Annotated in this window: 11 protein-coding genes; 9 read left to right on the top strand and 2 right to left on the bottom strand. The window is 39.6% G+C overall.

The genetic code is table 11. The features are described from left to right. Positions 1 to 44: 44 nt before the first annotated feature. Positions 45 to 995 (bottom strand): class I SAM-dependent methyltransferase, encoded by a 951-nt coding sequence (locus tag H1A14_RS02925; RefSeq protein ID WP_194774690.1) that lies wholly within the window; start codon positions 993 to 995, stop codon positions 45 to 47. Positions 996 to 1,541: 546 nt separating this feature from the next. Between H1A14_RS02925 and H1A14_RS02920 the strand changes: the two genes are divergently transcribed. The 9 genes from H1A14_RS02920 to H1A14_RS02880 all read left to right on the top strand — a co-directional run bounded on the left by H1A14_RS02920 (position 1,542) and on the right by H1A14_RS02880 (position 12,824). Next, positions 1,542 to 2,324, top strand: a complete 783-nt coding sequence (locus tag H1A14_RS02920) for a polysaccharide biosynthesis/export family protein (protein WP_194774689.1) — start codon at positions 1,542 to 1,544, stop codon at positions 2,322 to 2,324. A gap of 12 nt (positions 2,325 to 2,336) precedes the next feature. Continuing rightward, positions 2,337 to 4,643, top strand: a complete 2,307-nt coding sequence (locus tag H1A14_RS02915; protein ID WP_194774688.1) for a GumC family protein — start codon at positions 2,337 to 2,339, stop codon at positions 4,641 to 4,643. 126 nt (positions 4,644 to 4,769) lie between these two features. Then, positions 4,770 to 6,140 (top strand): lipopolysaccharide biosynthesis protein, encoded by a 1,371-nt coding sequence (locus tag H1A14_RS02910; protein WP_194774687.1) that lies wholly within the window; start codon positions 4,770 to 4,772, stop codon positions 6,138 to 6,140. A 6-nt stretch (positions 6,141 to 6,146) separates the two neighbouring features. Beyond that, on the top strand, positions 6,147 to 7,406 hold the full coding sequence (locus H1A14_RS02905) for an O-antigen ligase family protein (RefSeq protein WP_194774686.1): 1,260 nt from the start codon (positions 6,147 to 6,149) through the stop codon (positions 7,404 to 7,406). A 1-nt stretch (position 7,407) separates the two neighbouring features. After that, complete coding sequence (locus tag H1A14_RS02900; protein WP_194774685.1) at positions 7,408 to 8,262, top strand: glycosyltransferase family 2 protein; 855 nt, start codon at positions 7,408 to 7,410, stop codon at positions 8,260 to 8,262. A gap of 10 nt (positions 8,263 to 8,272) precedes the next feature. Continuing rightward, on the top strand, positions 8,273 to 8,992 hold the full coding sequence (locus H1A14_RS02895; protein ID WP_194774684.1) for a carbohydrate deacetylase: 720 nt from the start codon (positions 8,273 to 8,275) through the stop codon (positions 8,990 to 8,992). A 57-nt stretch (positions 8,993 to 9,049) separates the two neighbouring features. Next, a complete protein-coding gene (locus tag H1A14_RS02890; protein ID WP_194774683.1) occupies positions 9,050 to 10,243 on the top strand; it encodes a glycosyltransferase family 4 protein in 1,194 nt (397 codons plus the stop codon). 237 nt (positions 10,244 to 10,480) lie between these two features. Continuing rightward, complete coding sequence (locus H1A14_RS02885) at positions 10,481 to 11,455, top strand: glycosyltransferase family protein (protein ID WP_194774682.1); 975 nt, start codon at positions 10,481 to 10,483, stop codon at positions 11,453 to 11,455. Positions 11,456 to 12,083: 628 nt separating this feature from the next. Further along, entirely contained in the window at positions 12,084 to 12,824 is a 741-nt protein-coding gene (locus H1A14_RS02880; RefSeq protein ID WP_194774681.1) for a hypothetical protein, read from the top strand. Positions 12,825 to 12,998: 174 nt separating this feature from the next. Here H1A14_RS02880 and H1A14_RS02875 read toward each other — a convergent pair whose 3' ends face one another. Further along, positions 12,999 to 18,299, bottom strand: a complete 5,301-nt coding sequence (locus tag H1A14_RS02875) for an Ig-like domain-containing protein (RefSeq protein ID WP_194774680.1) — start codon at positions 18,297 to 18,299, stop codon at positions 12,999 to 13,001. Positions 18,300 to 18,349: the final 50 nt, after the last annotated feature.

The raw sequence follows: 18,349 nt of genomic DNA, 5'->3' as shown, positions 1-18,349 counted from the left end.
GGCCGTAAAGCGAATAAAAAATGGATTTAGGAACTAAAAACACGTCACTTCCTTCTTATCCAAAATGCTCCTCTTTCTTCTGGCTTTTGTAGTTTCAATTTTGGAAACTTCTCATAAACCAACTCTTTGTGCTTGTGCATCAAATAATTTAGGGCACCTACTATTTCGAAGTCGCTATTAAAAGACAAAAAAGCTTCCAAAAGGTATTGTTCATTCCATAAGCGGTGTTCTTCTATAACCCATTTTTGCAAATAATCATTTGGCGAAAGGATATCATGTATATGTACAAATACACCGGAATTCAATGATGGAATAATTTCCAAAAATTCATACAACACATCCCCTTGTGGTCTGATGATATGGGATGAATCGATAAATAAAATATCATTCTCTTCCAATATTTTAAATTGCTCCGTAGGTATGTCCTCTACCCGTTTTCGAATAAGCTCAATGTCCAAGGTCGAAAGCCAAGGTTGTTCATAGGGCTCAATACAGATATGCTTACAGGTATAATTTGGATCTTCATGTTTGTTGGCTTTAATCGCGTTGATGGCCATCAAGGTAGAATGACCGCTTCCTATTTCAATGATTTTCCTAGGCTTGATGGTCCGAATTAAACTGTAGAAGTATTCGGCATCACCGGATTCATACATGCCATTGTTGTAATAATAACCAAAATCCTTTTGCTTTTCTAAAGGAAATTGATCCAATTCCACAGCTTGGTCAAAGCTATTTAACAATTCCAATTGAGCTTTTTCATTCCAATCAATTCCTGGTAAATTCCTGGCTTCATTCAAAGGGTTTTTCAAATGCTTTTTGGGATTCACCAGGGGTTGGTAATAATGATCCAAAACCGGCAATACACCAACTTTCATAAAAATCCTGTCATTGGGTGAAAAGGGTTTACCCTTTACAATAAACTTCATCCAGCTTGCAGATAAAAATGTGATGGGCAAGCCAAGTGTCATGATTACATTTTTGATCGTTTTTTTCATCCGAATTAATAGATTTTAATCTGAGTCTAAATAATACCTTTTACAAAGCACAAATGTTAAGTTACTTAAACAGTGACCATTGCATTTCAGTGACGATAGGCGCAGGGTATTCCGAAAAATTTTTAAATCAGATTAAATCCCTAACCATTTTACTGAAAATGAATATTTTACCCCAAATGAACCAAAAAAAAACCAAAATGTAAAATTAACTTTTAAGCTTTGGAAGGATTCCGTTAATTTATTTATTTTAAAAATGTTTGGAATTTATTTTTATTACGCATACATTTGAAAAAATGTTTTTTACATACATGTTTTTGTTTTATAGATAAAAAAAGAAGTTTTATATCATTTACAGATTTTTCTAAAGATGGGAAAGGGATTTGAGATAGGTGTTTGGAGATATTATGCCTTGTTTGGCTCAATTGCAATTCTTTTATTTATTGGTACTTTATGTTAAACCCAAAAGATATTTTTAAAACCAGTTTAAATAAATTATTCATTTACAGTGATTTACAAACCATAAATTATTGATTTAACTTTAAGCATATGAAAAGGGTATTACTTTATTTTGTACTTTTGTTGGTAATGGGTTCCTGCGCGAAAAGGAATCTGGTTTATTTGAGTGAACCGGAGGGTTCAGCTTTGGAGGGTTCAATGCCTATTAAAGGAGAAATGGATCCAAGGATACAACCTGGCGATGTTTTACAGGTATCCATTGTCAGCCTGCAGCCGGAAACAAGCAGTGTCACGCAGGGATTTGGGCCCGTGAATGCGCCCAATAAAAATCTTTTTTACAATGAAGAGGTGGAAGGATTTCTGGTTAACCGCCAAGGGCAGGTCAACATGCCTGTTTTGGGCAAAGTAGCCTTGGCTGGTCTTAACAAGGAAGAAGCCATAGAAAAAGTGACGGAAATGGCTGAGGAATTTATCAAAGATCCCATTGTGGATATTCGCTTTTTGAATTTTAAGGTTACAGTAATTGGGGAAGTGAACAACCCCAACACTTTTACGGTACCCACCGCTCAGATCAATATTTTTGAGGCATTGGGTATGGCTGGAGACATGACAGAATTTGGACAAAGGGAAAATGTCCTGTTGATCAGGGAGAGAGATGGCATCCGAACCAAAATCAGGTTGAACCTGAATGACAACGATGTACTGGGTTCCCCTTACTATTACCTGCAGCAAAATGACATGATCTATGTGGAACCCCACAGAATGAAAGCGGTAAAAGCCACCACCAATGAAAGAAATCTGACACTTTTGGCCTTGGCTGTATCTATCATCACCCCTTTAATTTGGAATTTTGCCAACATTTTTGGGAATTAAGACTTATCAATCATGAAAAATAACGGAAAAAATCAAAATCAGGAAAAACCATTGGCCTTCAATGACCTTTCCAAATACATTTCCAAAAACTGGAAAATTTTTGTAGCCGGTTTTGTGCTGGCTGTGTTAGCGGGCCTAGGCTATTTGTTTTTAGCTTCTCCTGAGTATACCATAGAAAGTACGATCTTGATCAAGGACAAAGAGAAAGGATCAGATTATGCCAGTAACGCCATTTATAGCGACTTGGAAAGCTTTAAGGGTACTGCCAATATTGAAGATGAAGTAGAAGTAATTGCTTCCAAAAAATTAATGAGAAAGGTATTGTCTAATCTTTCCCTGTTTACCTCAGTGTATCAAAAGGACGGGTTTAAGAAGAAAGAACTGTATGGCGCAGAATTGCCATTTACAGTCACTTTCGAAAACCTTGATTTGGAAAGTAGTGCTCGTGGCATAGAATACACTTTTAACGCCCTCAATGAAACTACTTTCACCCTAAAAGATAAAGAAGGGTCTAAAAATGAATTCAGTTATGGCCAAAAAATCGAGAATGAATTTGGTGTTTTCATGGTCAATAAAAAGGAGGACAAGGTCAGTAGCCTTGCTGATGTTCCCAAGGAGTTGACCATAATCTTCCATAATCCTCAAGTCCATACCGAAAATATGCTTAAGAAATTGGAGGTGGAAGTTTCAAGCAAAAAAGCGAGTACCGTATCGATGGCGTTTCTGGCTTCCAGTCCCAAAAAAGGCATGGACATCCTGAATGAAGTCATCAAGGCCTACAACCAAGAAGCCATTGAAGAGAAAAACGAGGTAGCGCTAAATACAATTTCCTTTATCGATGAGCGGCTAGGACTTGTCACCAAAGAATTGGAAGACACTGAAAAGTATGTAGAGGAATTCAAAAGGGCCAATAATGTCACGGACATCAACCTGGATGCGCAGCAGTATCTGGAAAACACCACAGATTATCGAAACAGAACTTCAGAACTTTCCAACCAAATTGAGGTCTTGTCTTCTATTGAAAGCTATCTGATTGCACAAGGCAACAACAATTACGATGTGGTCCCCAGTTCATTGATCATTCAGGACCCTACCCTATCTGCCTTGATTGATAGGTTCAATGAAACCCAAAGAGAGCGGGTAAGGCTGTTGAGAAATTACCAGCCGAGTAATCCGGTTATCCTCAACATGAACAGCCAATTGGATGCGCTCAAATCCAACATACTGGAAAACCTGAGGAACATCAAAGGCCAATTGGAAATTTCCCGTAGAAACCTGCAAGCCAGCAGCAATCAGGTCAGCAGTAGAATCCAAAGACTTCCCGGCATTGAAAGGGAATTGCTGGAAATCAACCGACAAAAAAGCATCAAGCAGGAGCATTATCTTTACTTACTTCAAAAAAAGGAGGAAGCCTCCCTTTCTCTGGCTACTACTACGGTAGCCAACAGTAAAGTGATAGACCCCCCTTCTTCATCCTTGAAGCCTACCAACCCAAATCCGATCAATACCATGTTGATTGCGATTTTAGCTGGTTTGTTTCTTCCGATAGGCTTTATTGTAGGCAAGGAGTCTCTCAATAAATACATCACGGAAAGAGAAGATGTGGAAGACATGACTTCCATACCCATTTTGGGAGAAATCAGCAGAAATGAAGACGGTAAGGTAGTAGCCATAGATAAAAGTAGCAAGACACCTACCGCTGAACAATTCCGCTTGATCCGTAACAACATCATGTACCTGACCAATGGCAAAAACAAAACCATCCTGGTCACCTCAGGCATGTCAGGTGAAGGCAAAACGTTCTTCAGCATCAATCTTGCGGTCAGTTTGGCTTTAACCGGTAGAAAGGTTGTCGTTTTGGACTTTGACCTCAGGAAACCAGCATTGGGTAAGGCGATAGGATTGAATGGGGCAGCCGGTATTACGGAATACCTTCAGAATCCCAACCTGACCATCCAATCCATCATCAAGTCCCCCCAAATTACAGAAAACCTCTATGCCATAGGACCTGGAACCATTCCGGAAAATCCATCGGATATCATGAGCAGTATCAGGGTGAAAGAACTTATTGAAGCTTTAGAGGCTGAATTTGATCATGTGATCATTGATACGGCCCCGGTGGGCCTTGTGGCAGACTGCTTGTCGTTGGCACCTTTTGCCCATACCTCGGCTTATGTGATACGGTATAACTATACCAAAAAGAACCAGTTGAACATCATCAATGACATTCAGCTTCAGGAAAAGCTGAATCAACCCTTGTTGGTTTTGAATGATTTAAAACTGGACAAAAAAGAAGGTTTTGGCTACGGATATTATTAAAAACCCTCAAAGTAGGAACAGCAGCTAACTGTTCCTACTTTTTAACCTATTGAGGAGCAACTTCAAGTTACCACGAATTTTTAGTCTGATTTCAAGCAAATGATCAAGACACAAATAAAAAAGCCCATGCCGAGTACATTGCAAAACCGCTTCAAAAAGGTTTTGGACTATTTCACCCGAGGAAATGAAAGGAATCAATCCATAAAAAAGAATATATTCCTTTCATTCTTTATCCGAGGCGGTAGTATCCTCACCTCCTTGCTGCTGGTGCCGGTGACCATACAATACGTGGGCAATGTACAATACGGCCTTTGGATTACCATCAGTTCAATCATCGCATGGATGAGCACCTTTGATTTAGGGATGGGCAATGGTTTGAGAAACAAACTCGCCCATGCGCTTGCCATGAATGACCACAGCAACAGCAGCAAATATGTAAGCACCACCTATGCCATACTTTTTATGATTGCGCTAGGTATTTTTGGATTGGTTTACACAGCGGGGATTTGGATAGACTGGGCCAGTATTATCAATGCACCGGAAGTATACCGTGATTTGGTGTGGCCAGCTGTTTTGATCATATTGATTTGTTTTTGTTTACAGTTTTTCCTTCAGACCATCAATACAGTATTGACAGCAACCCATCAACCCTATAAGACCAATTTGATTACATTATTGGGTCAGCTACTCTCCCTGATCTGTATTTATGTGCTTTCCCTTCAAGGACCGGGCAATCTGATTACAGCGGTATTGGTATTAGCGGGACTACCTGTTGTGGTTCTTTTCCTTGCCAATATGTATTATTTTGCCACTTTGCTGAAAAGCTTCGCTCCCAAAATCCAGCATGTTGAAATGGGACATGGAAAGGATTTGTTCAACCTTGGGGGCATCTTTTTCTTGATCCAAATAGGTGCCTTGGCACTTTACCAGACAGACAACATCATCATCACCAACATCCTTGGGCCTGAATATGTCACAGAATTTAATGTGGCTTATAAATACTATACCGCCGGCTTTACCATCTTTACCATTATCCTCACCCCTTACTGGAGTGCTTTCACTGATGCGTATGCGAAACAGGATTATGCTTGGATGAGGGCCACCATCAATATGTTGAGAAAAATGGGTTTGGGCTTTGTACTCCTGAGTGTGCTTTTATTGGCAGTATCTGGCAAAGTCTTTGAAATTTGGGTTGGGGATGCGGTTTCCGTAAGCTGGGCACTTTCTATCTCTTTTGCATGCTATTACATGGTGTATGTTTGGCATGTCATCCACATTGTGCTGATCAATGGGGTTGGGAAGTTACGGATGCAACTGATTACCATCGTGGTCAGTGCCGTCATTAATATCCCTCTTTCTATTTGTTTGGGCAAAATGTATGGATTACCAGGTGTAATCAGTGCCAATACAGCCATCTTTTTGGTCATGTCCATCCTTTTTGGGATACAGTCAGAAAAAATAATCAACCAAAGTGCAGTTGGCATTTGGAATAAATAAATTGCTATGAAGAAAATCTACTACATATACACGCTATTTTTTCTGTTGATCACAGCAAAATCAAATTTTTTGAATAATTATGATGTTGTTTGGGGTGTTTTTATCGCCAGTTTAATCCTGTTGGGCATATATAACCTGAGATTCTACAAAAGAGACCTGATTATCATCGGGACATTTTCTTTGATTTATTTAGGGTTTGTCTTTTCCAGACATCTCGTCATAAATAACTTTCCCAAAGAATTTCTTATCAGTGATATTTTCTTCTTATTCAAATATTTGATGCTCAGCTTTGTCTACTGTGCCTATATGAAAGAAGAACTGATGAATTATCTGATCAAGGTTTTTACTCATTTGGCCATTCTTTCCCTTGGGTTTTACGTCATTCAACTTGCTGGTGGAGCTGGTTTGTTAGCCAATATAGGCAGGACGGTACAAGGAATACTTCCTTATTATGAGCATCCGGCTGAATATACCAATTTTTTGCTTTATACTTTTGATTACCTGCACCAATACAGGAATTCAGGATTTGCCTGGGAACCTGGAGTTTTTGGGTCTTTTGCTGTCATTATCTTGATGCTGCATTTTTTCAAAAATGATTTTCAATATGACAGGACTGCATGGATCCTCACTTTTGCCATACTAACTACCATATCCACCACAGCCTATCTGGCATTTATGGTATTATTATTTATGTTTTACAGGGTAAGAGGAGGAAAAGTAAATGCAGCCTTTGTGCTCATTTTGATCCTGGCCATGACAGGTGCTGCTTATATTCCATTCATGTCAGAGAAAATAAAAGAGACCTATGAGCAAGACATGGCATTTTTGAAGGATCAGGATGAATTTGCCTTTGCAGTGGAATATTATGATGAGTATGATGACTACATGCGGCTCAACCGCTTTGCCAGCATGGCCTTTATCATCGATAATTTTGGAAATAAACTTTGGGTAGGAGTAAGCAATGGTTACTCCAAAATGACAAGTGAAAAATATGGTGTCGATCTGGAAAGGGTTTACCTTTCAAACGGTCTGATTGATTTTTGTGCCAAATTTGGTTTGGTGGGGCTTGTCTTTGTCTTTTTCCGCTATGCGAAAACCTTACGCATATACCTACCGACTTCTGAAACAGTTTTTTATGGGTTGATGGTGTTTTTCGTCGTCCATTTCGGAGAAACCATCATCGCCTTGCCTTTTTGTCTCATATTTATATTTACCGCTGATTATTTGGGTAAAGAAGAAACTAAAATTCTTGAAAATGCCGCTTAATATGAAAATCGCCGTACTCATCGCCTCTTTTAACAGAAAAAACAAGACCCTGAAATGTCTTGAAACATTGGTAGGACAGATTCTGCCAGAAAACGTTGAACTGGAAATATTCCTGACGGATGATCATTCTACGGATGGTACCGCAGAAGCAGTAAAATCCCAATTTCCACAAGTTCACCTCTTTGATGGAACAGGCAGCTTGTTTTGGGCCGGTGGAATGAGGAATACCTGGACCAAAGCTTTGGAATGTGATCCTGACTTTTTTCTTTTGGTCAATGACGATACATTTCTGTATCCCAATTCTGTGGAAAGGATCCTTAGGGACAATAAAAATCACCTGGATAAAACACAAATTGCCACCATAAGCGTCGGAGCCACGATTGACCCAAAAACAGGGCAGGTATCTTATGGTGGCCACAAGCTGCATAAAGAGGGTAAACCCCAATTTTACTTGATCCATGATGAAAAACACAATGTGGACTGTGATTTGGGCTGTGCCAATTTCATGCTGGTACCCAAGGAAATCGTAAGTAAAATCGGCATACTATCAGAAAAATTCACCCATATGTTGGCGGATTTTGATTATACCTTGAGGGCAAAAAAAGCCGGCTTTAATGTGGTTTCTTCACCAGGTATCCACGGCACTTGTACCAACGATCATGGAAACAATTGGAAATCACCTCAAACTTCATTGAAAGAAAGGCTGGCCTATTTAAACAACCCTAAGGGACTTGCCTACAAGGAATATTTGTATTATATCAAAACGCATTTTCCTAAAGACATCCCTTCATCCACCTTCAAGCTTTGGTTAAAAACCTTGGCCCCCACTGTTTACGATAAATTTAAAAAAGTTTAAAGTAGCAAAGATGACCATACCTCGAAACTTGGTTGTTAATGCGGATGACCTTGGGCAAAATAGTCGGGTAAATGAAGCTATTTTGAGTAGCTATGAAAAGGGATTCATTAACAGCGCCTCATTAATGGTAAATACTCCAGGTTTTCAAGAAGCGGTGGATCGTCTAAAAGAGATGAATTTTGATGAAATAGGACTTCATGTTGATTTAATGGATGGAAAGCCCATATCCAATTTCAACCATCAACCCTATCTCAAGGAGAATGGCTGTTGGAATTCAGAAAAATTCTGGAATGTAAAAACTTTTCAGACTGATATTCAAAAAGACATAGAAACCGAAATCTATGCCCAGTTAAACAAAATGCAACTCCATCTTTTTCAACCCAAACACATCAATGCACACCACCACCTACATACATGGCCAACACTGTTTCCAATATTCTTAAAAATCGCCAAAAGGGAAAAAATAAAATTGAGATTGGCACAAAGTTTCAACGAAGGCAACAGCTTAAAATTCGCTTACCGTCAATTCATTAATGGAGTAATGAAAAAAAACAAAGTTGCTTTTAGTGATTATTTTGAAACGATAAGTTCATGGATTGACAGAAAAGCAAAACTAGAGGAAAAAAGGGTAGAGATCATGGTTCACCCAGACCATGATGAAAAAGGAAACTTGATAGACGCTTGGGAAAAGTCAGATTTTATGCAAGATATGACCTTACTATCCCAATAAAAATAGCACCATATGTCAAATGGTTAAACTTGAAAACCCATCATACACCTAAAATAAATGAAAAAAGTAGTCTGGATGCATACTGATTTAAGAAGTTATTGGAGAGGACGCCTTTATTTTTTGAAGAAATATTTTGAAGACCAAGAGATTGATTTCCAGGTCATTGAAATATTTGGTAAAGGCTCCCCTTATGATTTTGATACTACTGTTATTCATGAAGAATGGTGGAATTGTCTTTTTCCAGAAGATGATCCTAAAATGCTTTCAAATGCAGTTATTCGAGCCAAGATATTTTCTACTTTGGACAAATTGCAACCTGAACTGCTTATCACAGGCCCAATAGTATTCAAATCAGGTGCCCTGGGCTTGCGGTGGGCAAAAAAACGCCAGAAAAAAATTGCTTTTTTTGATGATACCACTCATTCCTCAATCAAGCGCAATTTTTTGGTTTCTTTTGTTAAAAAAAGATTTATAGAGCAAGCAGATGCCTACTTGCTGCCAACCCCTTGGTATGATAAAGAATATACCTCACTGGGCATAGATCGCAATCGATTCTTCTATGGTTTTAATTGTGTGGACAATGATTTCTTCGTGAAAAAGTTGGAATGGGATGAAAAAGAAAATTGGCTAATTTGTGTAGCAAGGCAGGTTCCTGTAAAGAATTTGAGCAGACTACTGAAAGCATGGAAATTGATAGAATCTAAAAACTTAGGATATTCTCTTGTTTTGGTTGGTGACGGGTTTGAAAATGAAAGTCTTTTGGCTTTGGCGAAAGCCCTTCATTTGAAGGACATCCAATTCCTGGGGAAGAAAAACAGTGATGAAATAGCTGATTTACTTCATAAATCCAAAGCATTTATCTTACCAAGTCTATCTGAAAGTTGGGGATTGGTTATCAATGAAGCGATGGCAACTAGTTTGCCCATTTTAATAAGCAAAAAAGCCAATGCTGCTCACAATCTTGTAATATCAGGAGAAAATGGAATTCATTTTGATCCTTACCGGGTGGATGAAATAGCAAATGCAATTTCAGAATTTATAGCACTCAAGGACGTGCAAAAAATAGCCTGGGGCAAAAGATCCTTTGAACTTATTTCCGAGATGAATTACAACCATATGGGTAGTGAAGTGTCTAGATGCCTTCAAACGATCTCAAAACTTCCCAAAGTCCATACCAATCCTCTGGCAAAGTTGGCTCTTAGCTTTTGGAACGGAAAATATGAAACAAGGACTTGGGATTATATGACTTAAAGTTTAGATATCTTCATGGTAATCAATTAATTATTATTAATTTATATCGGAATAAAACAAACATTTTACCTAAATAGGGTTTTTTTAACCATAAACTTAAAAGAAATGAGCATAAAAGTACTGGCTATCAATGATTATCCATTGGAAAAATATTATGAGAATTGGGAAAAGGGATTGACACCTAGTCAACAACTTTGGGGTAAAATAGAATTGGAACGAACCGGTGAGTTCGAATACGTGTTTATCCCGTTTTCTAAATATAAATGGGTTGATAAAATTGGTGATTTTTTCAATATAAGTCGTTTGGACCTTCAGATTAGAGCGCTACAGCATATTAATAAAGTAGATATTGTGTATGGTCCCTATGGTGCAGCCACCACCAAGTTATTTTTACTATTAAAATACTTTAAGCTCATTTCAAAACCTGTAATTATAAGCATACATTATCCTTTGATCGGTAGCGATTCCAATAAGGGTTTGGTCAGGAAAATTGGAAAAAAACTTTTTCAATCATATGATGCCACTTTGTTTTTAAGCAAAAATATCATGAAGTCAGTATCAGATAACTTAAATCTGGACAAGGAATTTCTTGATAACAAAGCTGAGCATATCATATGGGGAGCAGATGTAGAATTTTATGAAAAATTCATCCCTGCTAAATCGCCGAAAGAAACTCAATTTTTTATCACCAATGGTCAAACTGCTCGGGATTTTGACACTTTGGTAGAAGCTTTCAGGCATATTGATTTTCCTTTGAAAATTTATTGTACCCCTAAAAACATTCCAACTGTAGAAATACCCAGCAATGTGACCGTGATTTCAGATGGGAATTTAACCAATGCTCAATTATTGGAGGAATACAATAATTCAAGGGCAATATTGGTATCCTATAAAATGGTTCAAGAAAGTACTGTAGGATTGACAAGCTTAGTAGAAGGTATGGCTATGGGGAAACCTGTTTTTATGACTGCCAACAAAAACATTGACATTGACCTTGAAAAAGAAGGGATTGGGAAATTTATCAAAGAAGGTGATGTTGAAGGGTGGGTGAAAGCTATTTCAAGCGTAGCAAATGACGAAGTAGCACTTAAAAAAATGGGGGCAAATGCATACAATTTATTCAGAGAAAAATACAACTCACAAAATTTTGCCAATCACTTGGGAGAGGTCATTAAAAGGCTACTCAAAAAAGAAAAACAGATTTCCCATTAAGCTCTTCATACAATATCTAGAAAAAATGGAGGTCTTGACAATGAAAGGCCTCCTTTTTTATTAATTTTTTTTGTTGTAAACAAAGAATTTAAAGTCGAGAATTTTATTGAATTACCATTTTACTGGCATCATTGCTTACATACATGTAAATTTAATCCCGCTTTTAAATTCCTTCACTTTTTCAAGTTAATTTTCGAGACTCAGAGAATTAAAATACTGTGAAGAATTCAAATCCTCCTAGTTCCAAACAATAGATCAGCAGCAGCCACCCATTGCTAATGGTCTGATACCTGTCCAAATCCTACCAAATGATAATTGGGTAATCATGAAGGATGTTGTTTGATCACCCTTTCCAGCCATTCTTCAAAAAATGATTTGGGATAACTTTGTTTTCGGAAATCCTTACCTTGGTTTTGTGTAAGGCTCAAAGAAATCAGAAGGCTCATTCTCTTTATAGTTAAGACTAATTGCTAGAAGAAACCTTCTTAAGGTTCAAATTTATATTTGGTAGGTAAAATTAATAGGGAGTATATACGGAGTTAATACCGACTATATACGGAGTTAAATTCCTATTAATAGCGATCAATTTGCTATATTGCTTATCTTAAACATAAAAAAACAAGCAGTTATGGCTAGGCAATCAGGAGGTTTACAATTGGAAGGGACCATTGGCAATATGATCTTCTACAAAATGAAAGGCAAATACTATGTTCGCAGTAAAGGAGCACCAAGTAAAGCTAAGCTAAAAAAAGGGAAGGCCTTTGAGAACTCAAGAAGAGTCAGTGCTGAGTTTGGACATGCCTCAAAAGTGGCGTCTCAAGTGGTGCATGCTGCAAAGGGATTGATGAATCCGGGAAAACACCACGGTTTGCACGGGAAGTTAACGGCACAACTACAACGTGTGTTACAGACAGACAGCCAAAGTGTCTATGGAGAAAGGAAAATCAGTGTAGGTGACTTATCCCTTTTGGAGGGATTTGATTTTGAGCCAACCAGGATAAAAAGTCAACTTAAGGCCTTTCCAAATATAAATTCATCTCATCAAGATGTGAACGTAGACTTTTCCGGGATGCAGTCTTTGAATCCTCGTTCGGTTCCGGAAGGTGCCAGTCATTTCCGATTGGATATGGTTTCAGTCATTTATGATGAACAAAAAATGTCTGGCCAAACCATGGATCTGAAGGGTCAGACCCAGTTACTATCTGTCCCATTATCTGCATTGGGAACCATTACTATACCAAGGCCATATGCTGAAACTGATGCTTCCGTCTTTTTGATTTTACTTGGCTTGGTTTTTTTTCAGGAAGTCAATGGAGAAATGCACGAACTTTCGGGTAAACGCAGTGTAGGTGTTTTAGCAGCTTTTTAATTATGGGCGTATGATTAAATGGTTTGCGATTTTCCGATACTTAGCCGGCAAATGTTCCATTTTACAATGTCCGTATTCAGAAAATGTAGATTGCCACATGATTCTTCATTTTTAAAGGGCAGTGTGAAAGGGGCGGCACGGCCTCTCCCCTTCACACCGCGCTACAAGTTTTAGCTACCGCTTTTTAATAAACTTCGTACTAAAATTAAAATCTCCCGATACCAACCGCAGTACATAAGCCCCGGGCTTTAGTCTTCGGATATCTATAGGCAACACCGTATCAGTCGTGTTGGCGTCAAAGCTGATTTCAATATTTCCCTGCAAGGAAATAACATAAACCTCCATTTCCTGATCCTCCGGCAATCCCTCGATAAACACTTTTAACTCATTCTCAGCCGGATTGGGTCCTATTTTTATTACAATGAGAGCTTCCTTTTCCAAACCATGAATAATCAACGCTTCAGATTTGGTTTCTGCTCCGTCATTGTCCGTTGCTATAGCGGTGACTGAATGGGTCCCTACCGGAATATCTTCCCAGACAAATTCGAAGGGAGCTATTCCATTACTTCCCAGGAATTGATCACCAAAGTAATAATCTACCTTTACCACTTCTCCATCGGGATCAAATGCCTCCACTTCTAAGGTAACATTGGTTCCGGCTTCAAACTCATCCTCATTGCCAGGTGCTGTAAACCAGATCAAGGGAGGCTCATTCTCAATCACCTGAGGTGTCTGAGGCACTGAAGGAGGAATAATTTCTTCAGCAGCCACCACAGTGATGTTGACGACAGTAGAACTTTTGCTCAAACCTTTGTCATCAGTGGCTTTGGCTGTCAAAGAATGGGAACCAACAGGTGCATCTTTCCAAACGAAGGTGAAGGGTTCGTTGGACGATGTGCCCAAAAGGGTGTTCCCCCTAAAAAACTCCACTTTACTCACTTTTCCATCTGAATCATTGGCCTCCACTTTTATTTCCACATCGGTAGGGGCTTGAAACTGCATGAGATTGGTGGGGGATATGATTTGAATTGAAGGTGCCACATTTGCAGCATTTACAACTATGTTTATTACAGTCGATGTTCTACTTAGCCCTTTATCATCAAAAGCTTTGGCTGACAATGAGTAATTGCCTGCCGGTACATTTTTCCATACAAAGGTAAAGGGCTTATTGCTGACAGTCCCAAGAAGTGTATTCCCTCTGTAAAATTCTACTTTAGCTACCTCCCCATCCGGATCAGAGGCGTCCACTTTGATTTCGATATCCGCGTTTTGAGCGAAACTGGCCAAGTTGGCCGGCGAAGTGATCTTGACCACGGGAGCCTGATTGGGTCCATTGACTTTGATCTGTACGGCTTCAGATATTTTACTCAGCCCTTTGTCATCAAAGGCCTTGGCTGTCAAAGCATGGTCACCTGTGGGTACGTTTTTCCAAACATAGGTGTAAGGCTTGCTGCTGACCGTTCCGAGGAGGGTATTGCCGCTATAAAATTCCACTTTGGTCACTTCCCCATCCGGATCAGAGGCATCCACTTTGATTTCGATATCCGCGTTTTGAGCGAAACTGGCCAAGTTGGCCGGCGAAGTGATCTTGACCGCGGGAGCCTGATTGGGTCCATTGACTTTGATCTGTACGGCTTCAGATATTTTTCTCAGCCCTTTGTCATCAAAAGCCTTGGCTGTCAAAGCATGGTCACCTGCGGGTACGTTTTTCCAAACATAAGTGTAAGGCTTGCTGCTGACCGTTCCGAGGAGGGTATTGCCGCTATAAAATTCCACTTTGGTCACTTCCCCATCCGGATCAGAGGCATCCACTTTGATTTCGATATCCGCGTTTTGAGCGAATCTGGCCAAGTTGGCCGGCGAAGTGATTTTGACCGCGGGAGCCTGATTGGGTCCATTGACTTTGATCTGTACGGCTTCAGATACTTTACTCAGCCCTTTGTCATCAAAAGCCTTGGCTGTCAAAGCATGGTCACCTGCGGGTACGTTTTTCCAAACATAGGTGTAAGGCTTGCTGCTGACCGTTCCGAGGAGGGTATTGCCTCGATAAAATTCCACTTGGGTCACTTCCCCATCCGGATCAGAAGCATCCACTTTGATCTCGATGTCAGCATTTTGTTCAAAATCCGAAAGATGGACAGGTGATGTGATGCTTACCTCCGGAGCTATATTGGTCCCGTTTATTTCTATTTCCACCTGATTGGATGTAGTAACCAATCCATCATCATCCATGGCTTTGGCTGTCAAAGCAAATTTACCATTTGGAGCATTTTTCCACTCAAAATCAAATGGACTATTATTGGATGAGCCTATTAAGGTATTGTCTCTGAAAAAATCCACTTTAGAAACTTTGCCATCTTCATCTTCTGCTATCACCTTGATGACGATCGGTGTTCCACTTTCAAACACCGCATTTTGGTCAGGGGAGGTGATTTGAATCGTTGGGGCAATCAATGGTCTGAAAACAGCCGTCAGCGAGATATCATTGCTCGGCATGGTAAACTCATAGATTTTCTGTTCACTCACTTTTGAACCATCTACCGTCCAATGTTCAAATGCATAACCGGGTTTGGAATCAGCGACAACTTTAACTTTTTGACCTGCTTCCACTTCAGTCGGGCCCGGATTGGTTGCTACAGTTCCCCCATCAGCAGGCAAAGCACTTAGGTTAACTTTAAACAACACAATATCAATAATCTCTTCCTGCACATAGATTTCCACAGGTTCAGATTCTACTGTTTTTCCTCCCTCTAAAGTCGCTTTTGCTATCAAAAAATGAACCCCGCTAGTGGCATTCTTCCATGTGAAATTATAAGGTTTGCTATTTACAGTACCAATCAGTTTCGCATCGGTGAAGTAATCTATTTTCTGTATTTTGCCATTATCATTTTTGATATCCACAGTAATATCAATAAGCTCAGCAAGATCAAAATCAGATTTGTTTTGGGGTGAGGTAATTTCCACCGAGGGTAAGGGCGCCTCGTCTTCGCCCGGTTCTTGTGAAGTTCTGATCAATAAAACGGATTGAAAAGGCTTGATGGTGACAGATCCTGAATAGGAATTGTTAAAAGCATCCACATACGCTCCATTCAAACCAACTGATTTATCCGAACCAGTTTTGTTGTACTCAAAGAGAAAATAGTCATCCGGATTCTTTAAAGCCGCATCTACCTCTCTCAATTCAATGTTGTCCATCCAATACGTAAGACCAGGGTCATTAGTCAAAAACACAATGCTCGCATTGGCTTCTGTATTGGGAAAGGAAAGAACAGTCTCGAGTTCTTGGCGTTTGGTATCCAGTTTAAGATTTGAAACAGGGGTTAAAGCAGCATAAGGCGCGTTACTTTGCCTGAGAAAAACCTGGATATTGGCGTTTTTATTAGACATGGCAGAAAGCTTCAAAACATAATGCTTTGATTTATTGACAGCACCTACCCCAATGATGACGTTGGTGGTGTTCGGACTCTCTACTTGAATCGCTCCTCCGTCCAGTTTACCGTTTAGCCAAGTAGTTTTACAATTATTCTGAGGGGAATAACAATAGGAGCCATTCAAATTTGCATTAAAGGTCCCATTGGCAAATTGATTGTTTCCTGTGATCTTCTTAATTTCATAGGGAGTAAGGATAACTGGGCTTCCTTTGGAATTCTGGTCTTTACCCGAGGCTTTTTTCCAACCTTCCAGGTCATAGGATTGGGTAACCCATGAACCGCCTGTATTTCGGGAATTTACGATGCTGACACCATCATCAAAAGGCCTAACATACCTATTTCGATCCAAGTTGCCCATCTGAAACATATCATCCTTATTGGTTCTTTTAAAAAGTAGGTTTTGGGACGCCAATTTCGCAAAAAACACATTATCCCTAACGGTTACATTTCGTATGGGATTGCCAAGATTATCATGGGCAAAGGCAACTTGGTAGTTGGCATTATAAAAAGTGTTGTCATAAATATCCAAATTCCGTGCGTTGTGAATGAAAATCCCATGATTGGCTACATTGGCAATGGAATTTCTGAAGATGTTGATTCCGGAGGAATTGTCGTCCAAATAAATCCCTTCTGCCTGACCTGGTCTTCCATTGAAATAATAAGGTGTGCCTGCTACTGCCCCCGGACCGTTTACAACAATATTGTAGGAGATTTCCCTATTGGTATAATTGGTGTTGCTGTTGCCGGTGTAGGTATAAATACCCGCTCCGTCATCTTTGACCAAGCAAAATCCGTCCACAAAATTGTTTCTTACTATGGTATTGTTGCCTCCAAAATAAATGGCCTGATAACCTGATTGGGTAAATTCATTGAATTCAATCAGGTGATTGTGTGAATCAGCATGGGCATAAATGGCATTTCCATTTAAATCTCCGCTCCTTCCCATGCCTTGGAACATGTAAGTCTGGTCAAACTTATTGCCTCTAATTCGGGTATTGACGTCGTTGTACTGAAGAAACAATCCACCATTATAAGAATGAGTGATCACATTGTTTTCAACTTGCATTTCGTTGCTGACAATTGAATGGATGGCATGCTGCCCTGAGAAATGAATGTCACAGTTTTTGATGGCGATTCTTGTTGTATTAGTCAGGTAAAAAGCATTTCTATTGGCTCCTCGAAACTCCAGATTTTCAAATACAACATTACTTACATTTCCGGTATTGCTCACAAGGTTTTCCAATGTACTGACCCTTACATCTGCGTTATTGGGAGTAGTACCACCAAAATGGACATTCATCCTTTTTCCGTTTGGGTTATAATACCACTCTCCCTGAATATCCAAGGTATTGAAGTGGTTTTGGACAAAAAACCCAAAGTTATTGGCAGGCTGGTAATTGCTGCCTCCTCCGCCATAATTGATGGTATTGCCTGCATGAGAAGTTATCTGGTGTCGGTCTATGACCCAATGGTTCTTTCGGATGACCACCTCACCGCCGGTGACATTGGGAGCTCCGGATAATTCATCACTGGTTACGGACGTATTCCCGTTTCTGGCTTTAATGGTTACGTAACCATTTTGACCAGTTTTAGCATTAGGGAATCTGCCCATTTCCTGGGGCTTTCCATTAAACACCAACACGGTCACATCATTTCCCAATCGGGGATCTGTACTTTCAAAAATATTATTGCCCATAGATTTCCAATCTCCCAGCTTGACAAGGGAAGTTATGATGGGTTTTGCCCCTGATCCATAAGCGGAGAAAACGATAGGCGCTCCATTGGTTCCGGATTTACTCATTCGGATCGAGCCATAAAAGGTCTCCCCTCTCTTAAACAATATTTGATCCCCTGGTTGAAGGCTATTGAAAATGGCATTCAATTTATCAATGGATTTCCAAGGGGTATCAGGGTTCTGGGCCTCGGCTGCAGATCTGGAATCATTACCTGATAGATCTGAAAAGTAATAGCTTGCTGCGAAAATGGTTTGATGAAGTACCAGACCTATCATCAAAAGCAGCAATTTTGGTACAAGTGTTTTCATGTAATCCTAATTTAAATATTTAAATCAAGCAACTATAAATTGAACGGCCC

It is taken from the genome of Pararhodonellum marinum (assembly GCF_015354735.1).
GTDB lineage: Bacteria > Bacteroidota > Bacteroidia > Cytophagales > Cyclobacteriaceae > Pararhodonellum > Pararhodonellum marinum.
The sequence above is the reverse complement of the archived record's forward strand: the minus strand, read 5'-3'. Positions and strand labels throughout refer to the sequence as shown.

Bases quoted from the DNA above. Each gene is read 5' to 3' on its own strand.
- H1A14_RS02875 (WP_194774680.1), bottom strand. From the start codon at position 18,299: ATGAAAACACTTGTACCAAAATTGCTGCTTTTGATGATAGGTCTGGTA.
- H1A14_RS02920 (WP_194774689.1), top strand. From the start codon at position 1,542: ATGAAAAGGGTATTACTTTATTTTGTACTTTTGTTGGTAATGGGTTCC.
- H1A14_RS02905 (WP_194774686.1), top strand. From the start codon at position 6,147: ATGAAGAAAATCTACTACATATACACGCTATTTTTTCTGTTGATCACA.
- H1A14_RS02910 (WP_194774687.1), top strand. From the start codon at position 4,770: ATGCCGAGTACATTGCAAAACCGCTTCAAAAAGGTTTTGGACTATTTC.
- H1A14_RS02925 (WP_194774690.1), bottom strand. From the start codon at position 995: ATGAAAAAAACGATCAAAAATGTAATCATGACACTTGGCTTGCCCATC.
- H1A14_RS02915 (WP_194774688.1), top strand. From the start codon at position 2,337: ATGAAAAATAACGGAAAAAATCAAAATCAGGAAAAACCATTGGCCTTC.
- H1A14_RS02900 (WP_194774685.1), top strand. From the start codon at position 7,408: ATGAAAATCGCCGTACTCATCGCCTCTTTTAACAGAAAAAACAAGACC.
- H1A14_RS02895 (WP_194774684.1), top strand. From the start codon at position 8,273: ATGACCATACCTCGAAACTTGGTTGTTAATGCGGATGACCTTGGGCAA.
- H1A14_RS02890 (WP_194774683.1), top strand. From the start codon at position 9,050: ATGAAAAAAGTAGTCTGGATGCATACTGATTTAAGAAGTTATTGGAGA.
- H1A14_RS02880 (WP_194774681.1), top strand. From the start codon at position 12,084: ATGGCTAGGCAATCAGGAGGTTTACAATTGGAAGGGACCATTGGCAAT.